This is a genomic window from Pseudomonas juntendi, assembly GCF_009932375.1.
GTDB lineage: Bacteria > Pseudomonadota > Gammaproteobacteria > Pseudomonadales > Pseudomonadaceae > Aquipseudomonas > Aquipseudomonas juntendi.
The window spans coordinates 1-15,985 of the sequence record NZ_BLJG01000086.1; the positions used below are offsets into that span (position 1 = coordinate 1).

14 protein-coding genes and 1 pseudogene are annotated in these 15,985 nt (G+C 63.0%); 4 read left to right on the forward strand and 11 right to left on the reverse strand.

What is annotated here, in order from left to right:
* Positions 1-93: 93 nt before the first annotated feature.
* Entirely contained in the window at positions 94-1,056 is a 963-nt protein-coding gene (gene trxB / locus GYA94_RS12370; protein ID WP_161892397.1) for a thioredoxin-disulfide reductase, read from the reverse strand.
* Between the two features lie 323 nt (positions 1,057-1,379).
* Between trxB and cysZ the strand changes: the two genes are divergently transcribed.
* Positions 1,380-2,108, forward strand: a complete 729-nt coding sequence (gene cysZ / locus GYA94_RS12375; protein WP_054890456.1) for a sulfate transporter CysZ — start codon at positions 1,380-1,382, stop codon at positions 2,106-2,108.
* Positions 2,109-2,274: 166 nt separating this feature from the next.
* Here the strand turns inward: cysZ and GYA94_RS28705 are convergent, their stop codons facing one another.
* Positions 2,275-2,706, reverse strand: coding sequence for a methyl-accepting chemotaxis protein (locus GYA94_RS28705; protein ID WP_428842582.1), 432 nt, complete (start codon positions 2,704-2,706; stop codon positions 2,275-2,277).
* A gap of 108 nt (positions 2,707-2,814) precedes the next feature.
* Positions 2,815-3,591, reverse strand: a pseudogene (locus GYA94_RS28710) (PAS domain-containing protein); the annotation flags it as partial.
* Positions 3,592-3,767: 176 nt separating this feature from the next.
* Between GYA94_RS28710 and GYA94_RS12385 the strand changes: the two are divergent.
* Positions 3,768-4,973: a glycosyltransferase family 4 protein gene (locus GYA94_RS12385; protein ID WP_110678727.1), complete on the forward strand. Its 1,206-nt coding sequence runs from the start codon at positions 3,768-3,770 to the stop codon at positions 4,971-4,973.
* Here GYA94_RS12385 and GYA94_RS12390 read toward each other — a convergent pair.
* From GYA94_RS12390 to GYA94_RS12400, 3 genes are all read right to left on the reverse strand, one after another.
* Positions 4,965-5,855 (reverse strand): RHS repeat-associated core domain-containing protein, encoded by an 891-nt coding sequence (locus tag GYA94_RS12390; protein ID WP_110678725.1) that lies wholly within the window; start codon positions 5,853-5,855, stop codon positions 4,965-4,967. The two genes, GYA94_RS12385 and GYA94_RS12390, sit on opposite strands and share 9 nt — an antisense overlap.
* A gap of 122 nt (positions 5,856-5,977) precedes the next feature.
* Positions 5,978-6,460 carry a glutathione peroxidase gene (locus tag GYA94_RS12395; protein ID WP_110678723.1) on the reverse strand — a complete coding sequence of 161 codons (483 nt, stop codon included), beginning with the start codon at positions 6,458-6,460 and terminating at the stop codon, positions 5,978-5,980.
* 144 nt (positions 6,461-6,604) lie between these two features.
* Positions 6,605-7,090 (reverse strand): FKBP-type peptidyl-prolyl cis-trans isomerase, encoded by a 486-nt coding sequence (locus tag GYA94_RS12400; RefSeq protein WP_161892398.1) that lies wholly within the window; start codon positions 7,088-7,090, stop codon positions 6,605-6,607.
* Here GYA94_RS12400 and GYA94_RS12405 point away from each other — a divergent pair.
* Complete coding sequence (locus GYA94_RS12405; protein WP_161892399.1) at positions 7,089-7,391, forward strand: DUF3565 domain-containing protein; 303 nt, start codon at positions 7,089-7,091, stop codon at positions 7,389-7,391. The genes GYA94_RS12400 and GYA94_RS12405 overlap by 2 nt on opposite strands.
* 31 nt (positions 7,392-7,422) lie before the next feature.
* A complete protein-coding gene (pta, locus tag GYA94_RS12410) occupies positions 7,423-9,510 on the forward strand; it encodes a phosphate acetyltransferase (protein ID WP_161892400.1) in 2,088 nt (695 codons plus the stop codon).
* A gap of 35 nt (positions 9,511-9,545) precedes the next feature.
* Here the strand turns inward: pta and GYA94_RS12415 are convergent, their stop codons facing one another.
* The 5 genes from GYA94_RS12415 to GYA94_RS12435 all read right to left on the reverse strand — a co-directional run.
* The gene (locus GYA94_RS12415) at positions 9,546-10,268 is read right to left on the reverse strand and encodes a YiaD family glycine zipper/OmpA-like lipoprotein (RefSeq protein ID WP_029887746.1); all 723 of its coding nucleotides are present in this window, start codon (positions 10,266-10,268) and stop codon (positions 9,546-9,548) included.
* Positions 10,269-10,376: 108 nt separating this feature from the next.
* Positions 10,377-11,021, reverse strand: coding sequence for an MBL fold metallo-hydrolase (locus GYA94_RS12420; RefSeq protein WP_029887745.1), 645 nt, complete (start codon positions 11,019-11,021; stop codon positions 10,377-10,379).
* Positions 11,022-11,093: 72 nt separating this feature from the next.
* Entirely contained in the window at positions 11,094-11,786 is a 693-nt protein-coding gene (locus GYA94_RS12425; protein ID WP_009682688.1) for a sensor histidine kinase, read from the reverse strand.
* Positions 11,783-13,390, reverse strand: a complete 1,608-nt coding sequence (locus GYA94_RS12430) for a response regulator (RefSeq protein ID WP_009682687.1) — start codon at positions 13,388-13,390, stop codon at positions 11,783-11,785. Before GYA94_RS12430 ends, GYA94_RS12425 begins: the two co-directional genes overlap by 4 nt.
* Before the next feature lie 158 nt (positions 13,391-13,548).
* The coding region (locus GYA94_RS12435) for a winged helix-turn-helix domain-containing protein (protein WP_161892401.1) at positions 13,549-15,985 on the reverse strand (2,437 nt) is incomplete at its 5' end.

The window sequence follows — 15,985 nt, forward strand, 5'->3', positions numbered from 1 at the left end:
CCGCGCGGGCGGCGCTCGAACTCACAGGCGCTGAAGATGCTGCGGCGAGCCGGTTTCCAGTTGGGGGCGCGTGGCCCCCGTGCACTTGGCAAATCAGAACGAGGCGTTGGCCAGCCCGTCCAGGTAGCGCTCGACGTCCAGCGCTGCCATGCAGCCAGCACCGGCCGAGGTAATCGCCTGACGGTACACGTGGTCGGCCACGTCACCGGCCGCGAATACGCCTTCGACGTTGGTGGCGGTAGCATTGCCTTCACGGCCGCCGTTGACCACCAGGTAGCCGTCCTTGAGGGTCAGCTGGCCTTCGAACAGCGACGTGTTCGGGGTATGGCCAATGGCGATGAACACGCCATCGACCTTGATTTCATCGCTGCTGCCGTCGTTGTTCTTCAGGCGCGCACCGGTCACGCCCATGTTGTCACCCAGTACTTCGTCCAGGATGGCGTTGAGCTTGAGCTCGATCTTGCCTTCGGCCACGCGGGCGTTGAGCTTGTCGACCAGGATCTTCTCGGCGCGGAAGGTTTCGCGGCGGTGCACCAGGGTCACCTTGCTGGCGATATTGGCCAGGTACAAGGCCTCTTCCACGGCAGTGTTGCCACCGCCCACCACAGCGACCGGCTTGTTGCGGTAGAAGAACCCGTCGCAGGTAGCGCAGGCCGAAACGCCCTTGCCCATGAAGGTTTCTTCCGACGGCAGGCCCAGGTAGCGGGCGCTGGCGCCAGTGGCGATGATCAGTGCGTCGCAGGTGTACTTGCCGCTGTCACCCTGCAGGGTGAATGGCTTGTTGGCCAGGTCGACAGCATTGATGTGGTCGAACACGATCTCGGTTTCGAAACGCTCGGCATGCTCCTGCATACGCTGCATCAGGGCCGGGCCAGTCAGGCCGTGCGGGTCGCCCGGCCAGTTGTCGACTTCGGTAGTGGTGGTCAGCTGGCCACCGGCCTGCATGCCGGTGATCAGCAGCGGCTTGAGGTTGGCACGGGCGGCATACACCGCAGCGCTGTAACCGGCAGGGCCGGAACCCAGAATGATGACGCGCGAATGACGTACTTCAGACATGTCGAACTCCTGTCGAGCGGGCCGGTTTCGATACACCGGCGGCGCCAGCTGGAAAATTTAAAAGGACCCACGCAGCACTTGGGGAAGTGCTACAACGCGCAGGCCCGGAAAGCGGAAAGGTGAACGCACTGTAGCGAGGTCGCAAAGATTAAGGAAATATCCTTCGACAATCCACCTCATAGGCATCGTCTATGCTGCGATTTCATCGGTGATCATACTGTCGATGCTTTTGTTACAGCCGGTTTCCCGACCACCCGCTGCCTTTCGTCGGCACGCCAAACTCGGTAAGGTCAGCGCGTTTCCCTTCTCTGCGGAGTACCTTGATGCAAGCCCCTGTCCTCTCTGGCCCCCAATACCTGCGCGAAGGCCTGAAACTGGTGCTCAGCCCCAACCTGCGCTTGTTCGTGCTGCTGCCGCTGGCGGTCAACCTGCTGCTGTTCGGTGGCCTGATCTACTTCGCCGGCCATCAGTTCAGCCTCTGGGTGGATGCCCTGATGCCAAGCTTGCCGAGCTGGCTGAGCTTCCTTACCTACATCCTCTGGCCGCTGTTCGTCGCCTTGGTGGTGTTGATGGTGTTCTTCACCTTCACGCTGGTCGCCAACGTCATCGCCGCGCCGTTCAACGGTTTTCTCGCCGAAAAGGTTGAAGTGGTGGTACGTGGCGAAGACAACTTCCCGGCGTTCAGCTGGGGCGAACTGGTGGCAATGGTACCGCGCACGCTCAGTCGCGAAATGCGCAAGCTGGGCTACTTCCTGCCACGGGCCATCGGCCTGTTCATCCTCTCACTGGTTCCGGTGGTCAACGTGGTAGCCGCGCCGCTGTGGCTGATCTTCGGCGTATGGATGATGGCCATCCAGTACATCGACTACCCGGCCGACAACAACAAGATGAGCTGGCAGGACATGCTCGCCTGGCTGCGCCAGAAGCGCTGGCAGAGCCTGGGCTTTGGCGGGGTGACGTACCTGGCGTTGCTGATCCCGGGGGTGAACGTGCTGATGATGCCGGCGGCGGTGGCCGGGGCTACATTGTTCTGGGTGCGGGAGCGGGACTGATCCCTGGGCGTTACGCGATCTCTGTAGGAGCGGCCTTGTGTCGCGATAGGGCCGCAACGCGGCCCCAGGATCTCAACGTTAATGCACAAATTGTTGGGGCCGTTTTGCGGCCCTATCGCGACACAAGGCCGCTCCTACAAAAAGCAGAGCGCGTCTGGTTTGGGTTTCACTGCCCCAACCGGCTGGAAAACTGCCCCACCACATCCACCACCCGCTTCGCCCCGTCCTGGATCTCGACAATCACGCTGCCCGTCTGATCGGCCAGCGCCAGCCCCTGTTCGGCCTGGCGCTTGCTGGTGTCGATGATCGTCACCGCCGCTTGCGCCAACTGCTCGTTCTGCTGCACCACCCGTGCGATTTCCTCGGTGGCGCTGCTGGTACGCGAGGCCAGTTGCCGGACTTCGTCGGCAACCACGGCAAACCCGCGCCCCTGCTCCCCCGCACGGGCGGCCTCGATGGCCGCGTTGAGCGCCAACAGGTTGGTCTGCCCGGCAATGTCGCTGATGGTCTTGATGATCGAGCCGATCACCCGCGACTGCGTGTCCAGCGCCTGGATACCCTCGGCCGCCTCTTGCATCGAAGCTTCCAGGCCGCGCATCACGCTGACACTCTGGGTGACCACCTCGGTAGCCTTGCGCGCGCTGGCATCGGTGCCCAGCGAGGTGGTGTAGGCGACATCCGCCGCTTCGGCCACCGCCTGTTCCTGGTTGACCTGGTCGGTGATCACGGTGGCGAATTTGACCACCTTGTACAGCACGTCGTGGGCATCGAAGATCGGGTTGTAGGAGGCCTCCAACCAGACCACCCGGCCGTGGGCATCGATGCGCTTGAAGCGGTCAGCCACGTACTCGCCACGACGCAGCCTGTCCCAGAACGCCTGGTAAGCGGTTGAATGGACCTCTTCCGGCGTGCAGAACAGGCGATGGTGCTTGCCGCGAATCTGCTCCAGGCGATAGCCGACCGTGGCCAGGAAGCGCTCGTTGGCGGTGAGGACGTTACCGTCGAGGTCGAACTCGATGACCGCCGTGGAGCGCATCAGCGCCTTGATCAGGCTCTCATGTTCACGCGAAGCCTCGATGGTGCGGGTCAGGTCGCTGGAATGCAGGGTGAAGTAGCGGATGCGCCCCTCGCTGTTCTTGACCGGCTGCAGGATCGAGCGCAGCCAGGCTTCCTGGCCATTGCCGCGCAACAGGCGAAACGCGCCGTTCAGGTGCTCGCCACGGGTGATGGCGGCTTTCATCCGCTGGTAGAAATCCAGCGACCGCACATGAGCGGGGACGATGTCCTCGATGTTGCGTCCAAGCAGTTGGTCGGCCCGATAGAGCATCTCGCTCTCGAAGTTGCCATTGACCATCTCGATCCGTCCCTGGGGGTCGAGTTGCAGCACCAGCATCTCGCTGTCGAGGCTGCTCTTGACCTGTTCGATACACATCAGGTCTTCGCGCAGTTGCCGGTTTTCTTGCTTGAGCTTGTTGTTGAACATCACCGCTCTCCTGGAGCGCAACAGGTGGTCGAATGCATCTTCATCGGCCGACGGCACGGCCCCTTGAGCGGCGCACCAGGAAATAATCTGCACGCTGCACAAGCCGATGGTCAGCTGTCACCTGCGCGCCACGTGACCGTCACATTGATGCAATCGGGCAGGCAGAAACTTTTGCCATGAACACACCTGCGCTACGCATCACCCTGGTCAGCGAAACCTTCCCACCCGAAATCAACGGCGTGGCCAACACGCTTGGGCGCTTGAGCGAAGGGCTGCGTCAACGTGGCCATGTAGTTGAAGTGGTGCGCCCGCGCCAGGCCGGCGAAGGGCCAGTGCACAGCGACCCGCAGCTGATGCTGTGCCGGGGCTGGGCCTTGCCGGGCTACCCCGGTCTGCAGTGGGGCGAGGTGTCGATGCACAAGATGTTGCGCCGCTGGCGCCGACAGCGCCCGGATGTGCTGTACATCGCAACCGAAGGGCCGCTCGGGCTCAGCGCTTTGCGTGCGGCGCGGCGCCTGGGGGTGGCAGTGGTCAGCGGTTTCCATACCAACTTCCCCCAGTATTCTGGCCAATACGGGCTGGGCCTGCTGGCGCGCATGCTCACGCACTACCTGCGCTGGTTCCATCGGCGCACGGCCATCACCTTGGTCCCCAGCCTCAGCCAGCGCCTGGAGCTTGAACGCCGTGGTTTCGAACGCTTGGAACTGCTGGCCCGGGGTGTCGATGCCTGCCTGTTCAACCCGGCGCGGCGTAGCCAGGCGTTACGCGAAGGCTGGGGGCTTGGGCCCAACGACATCGCCGTGCTGCATGTCGGCCGCTTGGCGGTGGAAAAGAACCTTGGCTTGTTGCGACCCTGCCTTGAGGCACTGCAAAAGACTTATCCACAAAAGCGCCTGCGCCTTGTTTTTGTCGGTGACGGCCCACAGCGCGCGACCCTTGAGCAACAGTTGCCAGACGCGGTGTTCTGTGGCGCCCAGCGCGGCGAGATACTGGCTGAACACTATGCCAGCGGAGATCTGTTCCTGTTCCCAAGCCTGACCGAAACCTTTGGCAACGTGGTACTCGAAGCCATGGCTTCGGGGTTGGCGGTAGTGGCTTATGACGAGGCCGCTGCAGCACAGCACATTCGCCATGGCCATAACGGCGCGCTGGCCATGCCGGGAGACCAGGCGGCGTTCATCGATGCGGCCTGCTGGTTGCTTGAGGAAGAGGAAACCTTGCGCCGGGTGCGGCTGAATGCACGGCAACACGCCAGCCGCCAGGGGTGGGCGGCGATCGTCGAGCAGTTTGAGGGGTATCTGAACGCGGCGTCCAGAAAAGATGCTGCGCCCCTGCCCGACAGTGGCTCGCTGGCAATGAAGATCAAGCCTGAATCACCCTAAACGCGCGTGTACACGCGTTTGATAACTTACAGCCCTTTTGTGCTCTCTCAAATCGGCAACTGCTTTTTCCAATCTCTCGATCGCATTCAATTCTTGAGCGCTTTTGATGGCAAGATTATCTGCAATATAACTGGAGGGCTCATCGAAGATCATTGTGCTACCTTCTTTACCTCGTTCTGCGCGTTTTAGGTGTTTGCTTGATCTTTTTTGAGTATCCTTTAGATAGTCGAGCTCATCAGCCAGCATGCGCCCACCGACCTCGATCTCAGCCGGGCTGAGATTGCTTGTCGGAACACTGGCGCCAGCGCTTGGCCGAGCGGAAGGGGCCGCTTTCAATTGGTCTATCTTCTTGAAAATCTTTTTCCCATACTTGGCTTTAACATATTCATACGCCACCGTATCGATGGCTTTCAGCGCAGCACTTTTCACAGCCTTGAGTATTTTTATGTGACCCGAGGGGTCACTGTGGTTGACCGGATCACTGTCGCAGTAAACATAAGGATTGATGCCCGCAGCACCGAATGGGCTCCAATTGTCTGGCGAGTTGAAGCGCATCAAGAGCGGACTGTATAGACGGTAGCCATTACCCAGCAGGTATCCGCCCATTACGGGCTCAGGTACTTGGCCGGTAAATGCAGGCAACCCGGGATGAGTAGGCTGATACCCGTACGGTGAATAGCAATAAGGTTTGGCTTTCTGCTGTGGGTTAATTAGCAGAGTGGAATGCAAAGCATCACTGGCCAGTAAAACGTTGGGGGTCGCCTGCATTGCCTCTACCAGCACTGCATGGGTTTGTATCACTGAAGTCATCAACCGGCGCTGTACCTGCGCGTCCTGTATCAGCGCCAAACGTTCGTGTTGATAAAACAACTTGCTCGCCATCGATCAAACCTCGTTTGCATTTCGCAAGGTTGAAGTTTGGCAACACCGTCATTCGGTCGGCAACTGGCAAAAATGTCAGGGCCTGCCACTGACAGAAAGGGCCGCACAGCGGCCCCGAATACTCATCCCAACGCTTTCTCGATGGCCTGCACCACCGTCGGATCATCCGGCGCCGTACGCGGCGAGAAGCGCGCCAGCACCCGGCCATCCTTGCCGACCAGGAACTTCTCGAAGTTCCAGCTGATATCACCCGGGAACTCCGCGCCCTCGCCCGCCAGCAGGCGATACAGCGAATGGCGCTGCGCCCCATTGACCTCCAGCTTGCCCGCCAGCGGGAAGCTCACCCCGTAGTTCAGGCTGCAGAAGTCCTGGATTTCCTTTTCACTGCCCGGCTCTTGCCCGGCAAACTGGTTGCACGGCAGGCCAAGCACATTGAAGCCCTTGTCCTTGTATACCTGATAGAGGTTTTCCAGGGCCTTGTATTGCGGCGTGAGACCACACTTGGAAGCGACGTTGACCACCAGCACCACTTGGCCCTTGAACGGTGCGAGGGGCAGCTCCCCGCCGTTCAGCGCCTCCAGTTTCAGCTCGTGAAATGCACTCATGATGAACCCCCTCTCAGCTTCCGGGTTGCCGCGCAGGCAAATCGCGCCCACTAAAAAGGCGCCCGTTCAAACCGCCCACCTCCCGTAGGAAGGCAGATCGGCTTGCCCGAGCGCCTGGCGACTTTCTGAGCTTAGCGCAGAAAATCAGTGGTGATGGCCACCTTCACCGTGGATGTGACGGTGAGCGATTTCTTCGTCGCTGGCGTCACGCACGTTGACGACCTTGACCTTGAAGTTCAGACGCTGGCCAGCCAGCGGGTGGTTGCCGTCAACGGTGATGTCGTCGCCGTCCACGTCGCGGATGGTCACGATCTGCATCTGGCCATCCGGCGCCGAAGCGTGGAACTGCATACCCACTTCCAGCTGGTCGACGCCTTCGAACAGGCTGCGGTTCAGGGTGCTGACCAGCTCGGCCAGGTATTCGCCGTAGGCGTCTTCCGGCTCGATGGCAACGTCCAGTTCGTCACCGGCTTGCTTGCCTTCCAGGGCTTTTTCCAGGCCTGGGATGATGTTGCCGGCACCATGCAGGTAAACCAGCGGCGCGCCACCGGCGGAGCTGTCGATGGTCTCCCCGGCGTCGTTGGTCAGGGTATAGTCGATGGAGACAGCCTTGTTGGCGGCGATCAGCATGGGGCAAGACCTTTTGCAAAAGAATGTAGAGCGCACCAGTGTAACCAAGCCATCGCCCGATTGCGAACGCACTGGCGTGCAGCAACGGTCCATCAGTCGGATCATCGGCTTTCACCAGGACGAAGAAGGCCACTGGGTAACCGAGCTGTCCTGCGGCCACACCCAGCACCTGCGCCACCAACCGCCGTGGCAGGCACGCCCGTGGGTGCTCGACCCGGCCCAGCGCCTGCAGCGTATCGGCCAGCCGTTCGCATGTGGCTGGTGCGCACAAGGGGCCGATAGCGCTACCCTTGGCCGTTAATTTCTTGCACCGCTTATTTCGAGAAGCACGCATGCAGACATTTTTCATTGCGCCGACCGACTTTGGTGTCGGCCTGACGTCGATCAGCCTGGGCCTGGTGCGTACCCTGGAACGGGCCGGGCTGAAGGTGGGTTTCTTCAAGCCCATCGCCCAGCCCCACCCGGGCGACACCGGCCCCGAACGCTCCAGCGAACTGGTCGCCCGTACCCACGGCATCAAGCCCCCCGTGCCCATGAGCCTGGCGCAGGTCGAGCGCATGCTCGGTGATGGGCAACTGGACGAACTGCTGGAAGAAATCATCCGGCTTTACCAGCAAGCCTGCATCGGCAATGACGTGGTCGTGGTCGAAGGCATGGTGCCCACGCGCCACGCCAGCTACGCCGCGCGGGTCAACCTGCACCTGGCCAAGAGCCTGGATGCCGAGGTGATCCTGGTCTCGGCGCCGGAAAACGAAGTGCTCAGCGAGCTGTCCGGGCGGGTCGAACTGCAGGCGCAACTGTTCGGCGGCCCACGCGACCCGAAAGTACTGGGGGTGATCCTCAACAAGGTCCGCACCGACGAAAGCATGGCCGACTTCGCCACCCGCCTGCGCGAACACTCGCCGCTGCTGCGCGGCAATGACTTTCGCCTGCTGGGCTGCATCCCCTATCAGCCCGAGCTGAACGCACCGCGCACCCGCGACGTGGCCGAGTTGCTTGGCGCCCAGGTGCTCAATGCCGGCGATTACGAACAACGGCGCATGAGCAAGATCATCATCTGCGCGCGCACCGTGGCCAATACCGTGCCACTGCTCACCTCCGGCACCTTGGTCGTCACACCGGGCGACCGCGACGACATCATCCTGGCCGTCAGCCTGGCTGCGATCAATGGCGTACCGCTGGCCGGCCTGTTGTTGACCAGTGACAGCAAACCGGACGCTCGCATCCTCGGGCTGTGCCGCGGCGCGCTGCAGGCGGGCCTGCCGATCCTGTCGGTCAGCACCGGTTCGTACGACACCGCCAATCAGCTCAATTCTCTCAACCGGGAAATCCCGGTGGACGACCGCGAACGCGCCGAGTTCATCACCGACTTTGTCGCCAGCCACCTCGACGCAGCCTGGCTGCACCAACGTTGCGGCACCCCGCGCGAGCTGCGCCTGTCGCCGGCGGTGTTCCGCTACCAATTGATCCAGCGCGCGCAGCAGGCAAACAAGCGCATCGTTCTGCCCGAAGGTGCAGAGCCGCTGCTGGTGCAGGCAGCGGCCATCTGCCAGGCCCGTGGCATCGCCCGCTGCGTGCTGCTGGCCAAGCCCGAAGATGTCGACGCCGTCGCCCGCGCGCAGGGCATCACCCTGCCACCAGGCCTGGAAATACTGGACCCGGAGCTGATTCGCGGGCGCTATGTGGAGCCGATGGTGGAGCTGCGCAAAAGCAAGAACCTCAACGCGCCAATGGCCGAGCAGCAACTGGAAGACCCGGTGGTGATCGGCACCATGATGCTGGCCCTGGATGAGGTGGACGGCCTGGTGTCGGGGCTGGTGCATTCCACCGCCAACACCATCCGCCCTGCCCTGCAGTTGATCAAGACCGCGCCGGGGGCGAGCCTGGTATCGTCGGTGTTCTTCATGCTGTTCCCCGAGCAGGTACTGGTGTACGGCGACTGCGTGATGAACCCTCACCCAAGCGCCGCCGAACTGGCGGAGATTGCCCGGCAAAGTGCCGAATCGGCGCAAGCCTTCGGCATCGCGCCACGGGTGGCGATGATCAGTTATTCAAGCGATTCGGCCAGCGATGAGGAAGTGGGGAAAGTGCGCGAGGCGACCCGCCTGGCGCAGGCCGCCACGCAAGGCTTGCTGATCGATGGGCCGCTGCAATACGACGCTGCAGCCAACCCGGCAATTGCCCGGGACTTGGCGCCCACCAGCCAGGTGGCCGGGCGCGCCACGGTCTTCGTATTCCCCGACCTGAACACCGGCAATACCACGCACAAGGCGGTGCAGCGCAGTGCCGACGGGGTCAGCATGGGGCCAATGCTGCAGGGCCTGCGCAAGCCGGTGAACGACCTGCCACGCGGGGCGCAGGTGGACGATATCGTCCATACCATTGCCCTCACGGCGATTCAGGCCAGCGTAGGGCGCTGAAACAAACGGGGCCGCAACGCGGCCCCAATGCCTATTCAGGGATACTGCTGCACCTGGCCCTGCTGCTGGTCATACTGCTGGCCTGGAATCGGCTTCAGGTTCACTTCGACACGGCGGTTCTGCGCACGGCCATTGGCATCGGCGTTGCTGGCGATCGGCTGGTCCGGGCCCATACCACGTACCGACAGGCGCGAGCTGTCCACACCCTGCGAGGTCAGGTAGGTGCTGACGGCCTGCGCCCGGCGCTGGGACAGGTCCATGTTGTGCTGGCGGCTGCCGGTGCTGTCGGTAAAACCGACCACTTCGATGGTGTTCTGGTTGAACTGCTTGAACGAGCTGGCGAGGTTGTTCAGCGGCTGGTAGAAGCTTGGCGCGATGTTGGCCGAATCGGTGGCGAAGGTGATGTTGCCCGGCATGATCAGCTTGATCTGGTCACCCTGGCGCTGCACTTCCACACCGGTGTTGGCCATTTGCGCGCGCAGCTCGGCTTCCTGCTTGTCGGCGTAGTAGCCATAACCGGCGGCGGCAGCGCCCACGGCGGCAGCGCCGATCAGGGCGCCCTTGCCACGGTTGTTGTGGTCGATGGCGGCACCGGCGATCGCACCGGCCAGCGCACCCAGGCCACCGTACTTGGCGGTCTTGCTCATCCCGGTAGAGCCCTGCGCCTGCCCCTGGTTGTCGTAAGGGTTCTGACTGGCACAGCCGGTCATCAGGGCGGCGGCAGTTGCGACGATAATCAGACGACGCATGGTGAACATGGACAAGCTCCTACTCAATTCATGAATGCGACAGATCGCAAATGCATCTATGCCAGCCTTGGAACGCACCGGCAACGAAAAATTCCATGAAAGCGCTTTCATGTGCCATCAGGCACGCACGAACGGGTTTTCGCGCATCTCGTCACCCAGCCGTGTATCAGGCCCATGACCGGTGACCACGGTGGCCTCCTCGTCCAGCCGGTACAGCCGCTCCTTGATCGAGCGCACGATAGCCCGCTGGTCGCCACCCCACAAATCGGTGCGGCCTATGCCCCGGCGGAACAAGGTGTCACCTGCGATCAACAGCTTGGCGTCGGCGAACCAGAAGCTCATCGAGCCAGGCGTGTGCCCGGGTGTATGCAAGGCCACGCCGCAGCCGCACGCCAGTTCTTCGTCATCGGCCAGCCAGCGATCAGGCGACGGCACCGGGGTGTAGGGCACGCCGAACATCTGGCACTGCATCTCCAGGTTGTCCCACAGCGCCTGGTCGGCCTTGTGCAGATGCAGCGTGGCGCCGGTCAGCGCTTTGAGCTTGCCCGAGGCGAGGAAATGATCGAAGTGGGCGTGGGTGTGGATGATGCTCACCAGCGTCAGGCCATGGGCCTGCAGGCGGGCCAGGATCTTGTCTGGATCACCGCCCGGGTCGACGACGATAGCCTTTTTGCTCAACGGGTCGCCGATGAGCGTGCAGTTGCACTGCAAAGGCCCGACAGGGAAGGTTTCGCGGATGAGCGCAGGCAGGGCTTGGGTCATGGTGTTCTCGCAGGTAAAGCCGGGGTTCTGCGCAAAGCCTGCCAGGAAAAGCCGGCAGACGCACCCCAATCCCTACGGCAGAAACAACTTGAACAAGCCACCGCCCAGTGCACCGCCATTGGAGATCTCGATGCGCCCACGCACCCCGCCACTTTCATGCAGCGCCGCAATGCGTGCGGCAAAGTACAGCCCCAGGCCGGTGCTGCCGCTGGTCGAGTCGATACCCTGGGTATATTCCTCCTGGCGGTCGAGCATGCGCTGTGGATAACCCGGGCCGTCATCGTTCACGCAAATGGCCAGCTGGTTGTCGGCCTCCTCGATGCTGATCAACAAGGCATGCCCGGCAAAGCGGGTGGCATTGGTGATGACGTTGGCGATCACCGAGGCCACCAGCTCGCGGTCAAAGAAACCCAGCGGGTTATCCGTGTCGATGCGCCAGGTGGCGAGAATATCGTTGTGCTTGAGCACTTCCTCATGCGCCGCCAGCTGGGCCTCGATGAAGTCGTCCAGTTCGTGGTAGTCCGGGCACACCGGCAGCTGGTTCACACCAAGCTTGTACAACCCCAGCAGCTGCACCAGCATGCCGTTGAGGTGACGAAACTCGTGCTCCATGATCCCTTGCTCGGCCCCGCCGCGCAGTTCCTCGGGCAGGCGCTCCACCCACTGGCCGTGGCACTGGATCAACGCCGCCAGGGAGCTTTTGAGGTCGTGCACGGTGGAGGCGATCACCGTGGAAAAATCCAGCCCCTGATTGTCTTGATTCATGCGCCGAACACTCGGATGTGCAGTTTGCGGTAACGGTCATAGCGATTGTCGCTGGCAGGGATACCGGCCACGCTGGTCAAGGCGTCGCGGCATTCCTGCATGATCGCGGGCTGGGGGGTTTCACCACCAATGCGCAGCAGCGCCTGGGCGGTGTTCAGGGCGATGCTGATGTTCCTGGGCTGTAGACCCAGCGCCTTGCGGAACAGTTGCAACGCCTCGCCGAGCTGCCCTCCCTGGTAACTGCGCACACCCTGGCGATTGAGGGTGACCGCTTCGGTAATGGCGTTGAGCACACTCGGGTCGTCCGTCAGCTTGCCCACTTTTTCCATGACCTTGGGGTCATCGCCATAACTTTCCACACAGCTTTTCAGTACGCCGATGGCGGCGGCTTCCTGGCCCATCGCCTGCAACTGCGCGGCGACGGTGAGGGCCGAATCGACCGAGAAGAACTGGTTCATCTTGTCCAGGCGCAGAATGGCCTGATCGGTCAGCTTGGCAGCCGTCTCCGGGTCACCGGCCTGCTGCAGGCTGGCGGCCTTCATCATCCGCGCACGCACCTGCAAGCCTTGGTCTTCGGGGTTTTCCTTGGCCACTTCGCTGAGCGTGGTGTTGATCTCGACGCGGGTACGGGCGTCCAGGCCAAAGCCTGCATTCTTGCTCATCAGCGCCTGCACCAGGCCCAGGTTGTTTTCCGGGTCTTTGTAGCGCGAACTCTGCCCTTGGTTCACCGCATGGCGGAAGGCCTTGGAAGCGCTTTCGAAGTCTTCGTTTTCCAACGCCAGCTTGCCCAGGGTCGACTGCCGCCGCACCGACAGTGGCGACAGGCGCACAGCCTCTTCCAGCAGGCTCTGCGCACGCTTGCTTTCGCCTTGGGCCACCAGCACTTCGGCCATGCCATCGTACAAGGCTGGCATGATCGGGAAGGCTTTGAGCGCCTGCTCGTATACGCCCTGGGCCTGGGCATTCTGGCCACGTTTGTGCATCAAGGCCCCCAGCGCCGCGTACACCCACGGTTGCGGGCGGCTGGCGAGAATGGCCTTGAGGAATTTCTCCAGCTCATCGAAGCGGTTGAGGTTGCGCAAGGCATCGGCCCGGTAGCGCAGGCACAGGGGTGCCAGGCGCGGGTCCCTTTTGCACAGCTCGGCGCATGCCGCCAGCACCTCGCCCGGGCGGTTGCGGTCCAGCGCCTGCAATATCGGCTTGAGCAGGGTTTTGCGCTGGAACAGCTTCTCGACCCGCTGGGCCAGCCCCACCCGGTTGAACGGCTTGGTCAGGTAGGCGTCGGGCTCGTGCTCGATGGCACTGAGAACGATGGCCTGGCTGCTCTCGGCGGTGACCATGATGAACACGCACTCATGGCTGATATGCTTGTCGATGATCAGGTCTTCGAGTACCTGCTGGCCATTCTTCTTGCCATCGCCCAGGTGGAAGTCCTGCAGGATGAAGTCATAGCGCTTCTGCGCGCACATGCGCAGCGCCTGCTCGCCGCTGTCGGCGGTGTCGACGTCGCGCACACCCAACTCGCGCAACATGGACCGGGTCGACGTGCGAAAGTCGGTGAAATCGTCGACGATCAGAAAGCTCTTTTGCCCGTACTGCAGCATCAACACGACCTGCCCTGGAATGATTGAAAAATCGCGCGAGGCGATGCCACCGATCGCTGTATCGGCAGCTGGCCGGGAAAGATGAGCATCGAGCATTATCGGCCGCGAACATGGCCCGAGGCCATTACTCTAACGGGCGGTAGCCAGCACCGCCAGCACTACGCCAGCAACCCCAGTGACTTGGCCTTGGCCACCGCCTGGGTCCGCCGCTCCACGCCCAGCTTGCTATTGATATGGCTGGCGTGGGTTTTGACCGTGTGCAAGGAAATGAACAAGCGCTCGCTGATCTGCTGGTTGGAGCAACCTTGGGCGATCAGTTCGAGCACTGCCAGCTCCCGCCCGCTCAGGGCCTCGCTGCTACCGCATGGGGCGCTTGGCAACGCTGGCAAATGCCCCAGCAGGTCGACCTGCACCGGGCAGCCGGCCCTGGCCAGCAACTGCTCCTGCAGCCACTGCGGGTGCCGTTGCAGCAACGGCTGGAACGGTTGCAGCACGCCCCCGCGTGCAGCCTCCAGCAAGCCGGGCAACAACTGCGCGGCCTGGCCATCGCGGCCTTCGTCCAGCAACAGCAGCATCCACTGGCTGAGCGCGCTGACGGTGAGCATCATGCCGCCGCTGGCCTGGCCGCGCTCGACCAGCCCGGCCAGGCGCTCGAGCGCCTCTGTGCGGCGTGACAGCACACGTTCGAGCAGCGCCTGCTGCAGGGCGATATGCACCGGCAGCAGCGGGTGAAACTCTGGCGCCGCCGCCGGCTGCTCACCGCCATAGGTCTGGCCCAGGCGCAGCAACCAGGACTCGGCCAGGTCGACGCGCCCCTGGGCCAGCCACAGCTCGCATTTGACCAGGGTGATCATGGCCAGGTAGTAAACCGGCGGCACGTCCCAGATATGCATCAGCCGCTCTGCCTCGGCCAGTTCGGCAAAGGCCTCGGCGAACTGCCCGTCGCGCCCATCGAGGGTGGCAATCACGCAGTGGCCGATAAGCACGCTGATGTCGCGGCAGGCACGTGCCTCGCCCAACCCCGCGCGCAAGCGTGCACGGCCCTGGGCCGGTTGCAGGCGCGAGACCAGCAGGTAGCCTTCATACAGCGTCAGGCGGGCGCGCACCGCATATAGCCGCTGCGCCGAGAGCCCTTGCAGGCGCTGCAGCCCCTGGCGCACTTCATCCAGTGCGCGCAGCACCTCGCCACGGGCGTGCAACACCCGCGCCCGGTCATAATGCGCCAACGCCTCGAACAACGGGTTGCCGACCCGCTGGGCCAGCTCCAGCGCCTCACGGTTCCAGCCACGGGCGCGCCAGAAGTCGCCATCGGCAATCGCCAGGTTGGACAACGTCGACAAACAGACCAGGCGCTGCCCATAGCGCTTGCCGGGCAGGCTCTGCAGGGCTTCGCCACAGTAGGCCAGGGTGCGCTCACGATCACCGCGGCCACGGGCGATGACACCGCTCAGTGCGAGCCACTGGGCCAGCATGGACTTTTGCGCGGTCGCCGAAGGTGCAGGCAGGAAGCGGCTGAGGTGGCCTGCCAGTTCTTCAGCCGCGTCCAGCTGGCAGGCCAGGCCCAGCGCCCAGCTGTACAGCACGATCAGCCGCGGGGTGCTGATCAGCAGGCTGTCGGGCAGGTCCATCTTCCAGCGCAGCAGCATGCCGACATTCTGTTCGGCCAGCAGTTGTTCCTCGGACAGGCTCTGTACCAGGTCGGCAGCGACGTCGAGGTGGCCGGCACGCAGGGCCTGCTCCACGGCTTCATCCAGCAACCCCTGGCGCTCGAACCAGCGGCAGGCACGCAGGTGCAGGTCGGCCAGTGGCTCACTGGCCTGGCGGCTGCGCAGCAGGTCGGAGAACAGGTGGTGGTAGCGGAACCAGTGGCCATGCTCGTCAAGCGGTACCAGGAACACCTGGTGTGCCTGCAAGAAGCGCAGGATCGCGGCGCTGTCGTCGCGCCCCCGCAATGCATCGCACAGCGGGGCACAGAAACGTTCCTGGCAGGCGGTTTCATCGAGGAAGGCCTGCACGTCGGCAGGCAGCATGTCGATGACCTCTTCGAGCAGATAGTCGCGGATCAGGCCCTCGCCCCCGTGCAGGGCCTGTGGCAAGGCCTGCTCGTCGGCGCTCTCGCTGACCGCCAGTTGCCAGAAGCGCAACCCTGCCACCCACCCGTCGCTGCGCTGGATCAGGTTGTCCAGCGCCTGGCCTCGCAACCCGTTGGGCTGGCGACCGATCACCGCCAGCGCTTCTTCGGCGGTCAGCCGCAGGTCCTGTTCGTTGAGCTCGACCAACTGCCGTGACAGGCGCAGACGTGCCAGGTGCCAGTCCGGCCGCTGCCGGCTGGTAACCAGCAACACCAGGCCCGGCGGCAAATGGTTGAGGAAAAACTGCAGGCAGCGGTCGAGTACCGGCCCCTGGGCCAGGTGATAGTCGTCGAGCACCAGCAGCAACGGCGTATCGGCACGCAGGTACTGCGCCAGCTCGTCGAGCAGGCCATCGAGCCACTCCTCGAAGGCGAATGGCTGATGGCGCTGGCGCATTTTCAACAGGCCCATGGCCTGGCCGCCCAAGGCCGGGCAGTACTGCTGCAGGCCTTCGAGCAGCCGC

What these genes read in the sequence shown, in the direction of transcription:
- GYA94_RS12425 (WP_009682688.1), bottom strand. Translation starts at nt 11,786, where the DNA reads ATGAATCAAGACAATCAGGGGCTGGATTTTTCCACGGTGATCGCCTCC.
- GYA94_RS12400 (WP_161892398.1), bottom strand. Translation starts at nt 7,090, where the DNA reads ATGCTGATCGCCGCCAACAAGGCTGTCTCCATCGACTATACCCTGACC.
- GYA94_RS12415 (WP_029887746.1), bottom strand. Translation starts at nt 10,268, where the DNA reads ATGTTCACCATGCGTCGTCTGATTATCGTCGCAACTGCCGCCGCCCTG.
- trxB (WP_161892397.1), bottom strand. Translation starts at nt 1,056, where the DNA reads ATGTCTGAAGTACGTCATTCGCGCGTCATCATTCTGGGTTCCGGCCCT.
- GYA94_RS12405 (WP_161892399.1), top strand. Translation starts at nt 7,089, where the DNA reads ATGGGGCAAGACCTTTTGCAAAAGAATGTAGAGCGCACCAGTGTAACC.
- GYA94_RS12420 (WP_029887745.1), bottom strand. Translation starts at nt 11,021, where the DNA reads ATGACCCAAGCCCTGCCTGCGCTCATCCGCGAAACCTTCCCTGTCGGG.
- GYA94_RS12385 (WP_110678727.1), top strand. Translation starts at nt 3,768, where the DNA reads ATGAACACACCTGCGCTACGCATCACCCTGGTCAGCGAAACCTTCCCA.
- GYA94_RS28705 (WP_428842582.1), bottom strand. Translation starts at nt 2,706, where the DNA reads ATGCGCGGCCTGGAAGCTTCGATGCAAGAGGCGGCCGAGGGTATCCAG.
- pta (WP_161892400.1), top strand. Translation starts at nt 7,423, where the DNA reads ATGCAGACATTTTTCATTGCGCCGACCGACTTTGGTGTCGGCCTGACG.
- GYA94_RS12430 (WP_009682687.1), bottom strand. Translation starts at nt 13,390, where the DNA reads ATGCTGCAGTACGGGCAAAAGAGCTTTCTGATCGTCGACGATTTCACC.
- GYA94_RS12395 (WP_110678723.1), bottom strand. Translation starts at nt 6,460, where the DNA reads ATGAGTGCATTTCACGAGCTGAAACTGGAGGCGCTGAACGGCGGGGAG.
- cysZ (WP_054890456.1), top strand. Translation starts at nt 1,380, where the DNA reads ATGCAAGCCCCTGTCCTCTCTGGCCCCCAATACCTGCGCGAAGGCCTG.
- GYA94_RS12390 (WP_110678725.1), bottom strand. Translation starts at nt 5,855, where the DNA reads ATGGCGAGCAAGTTGTTTTATCAACACGAACGTTTGGCGCTGATACAG.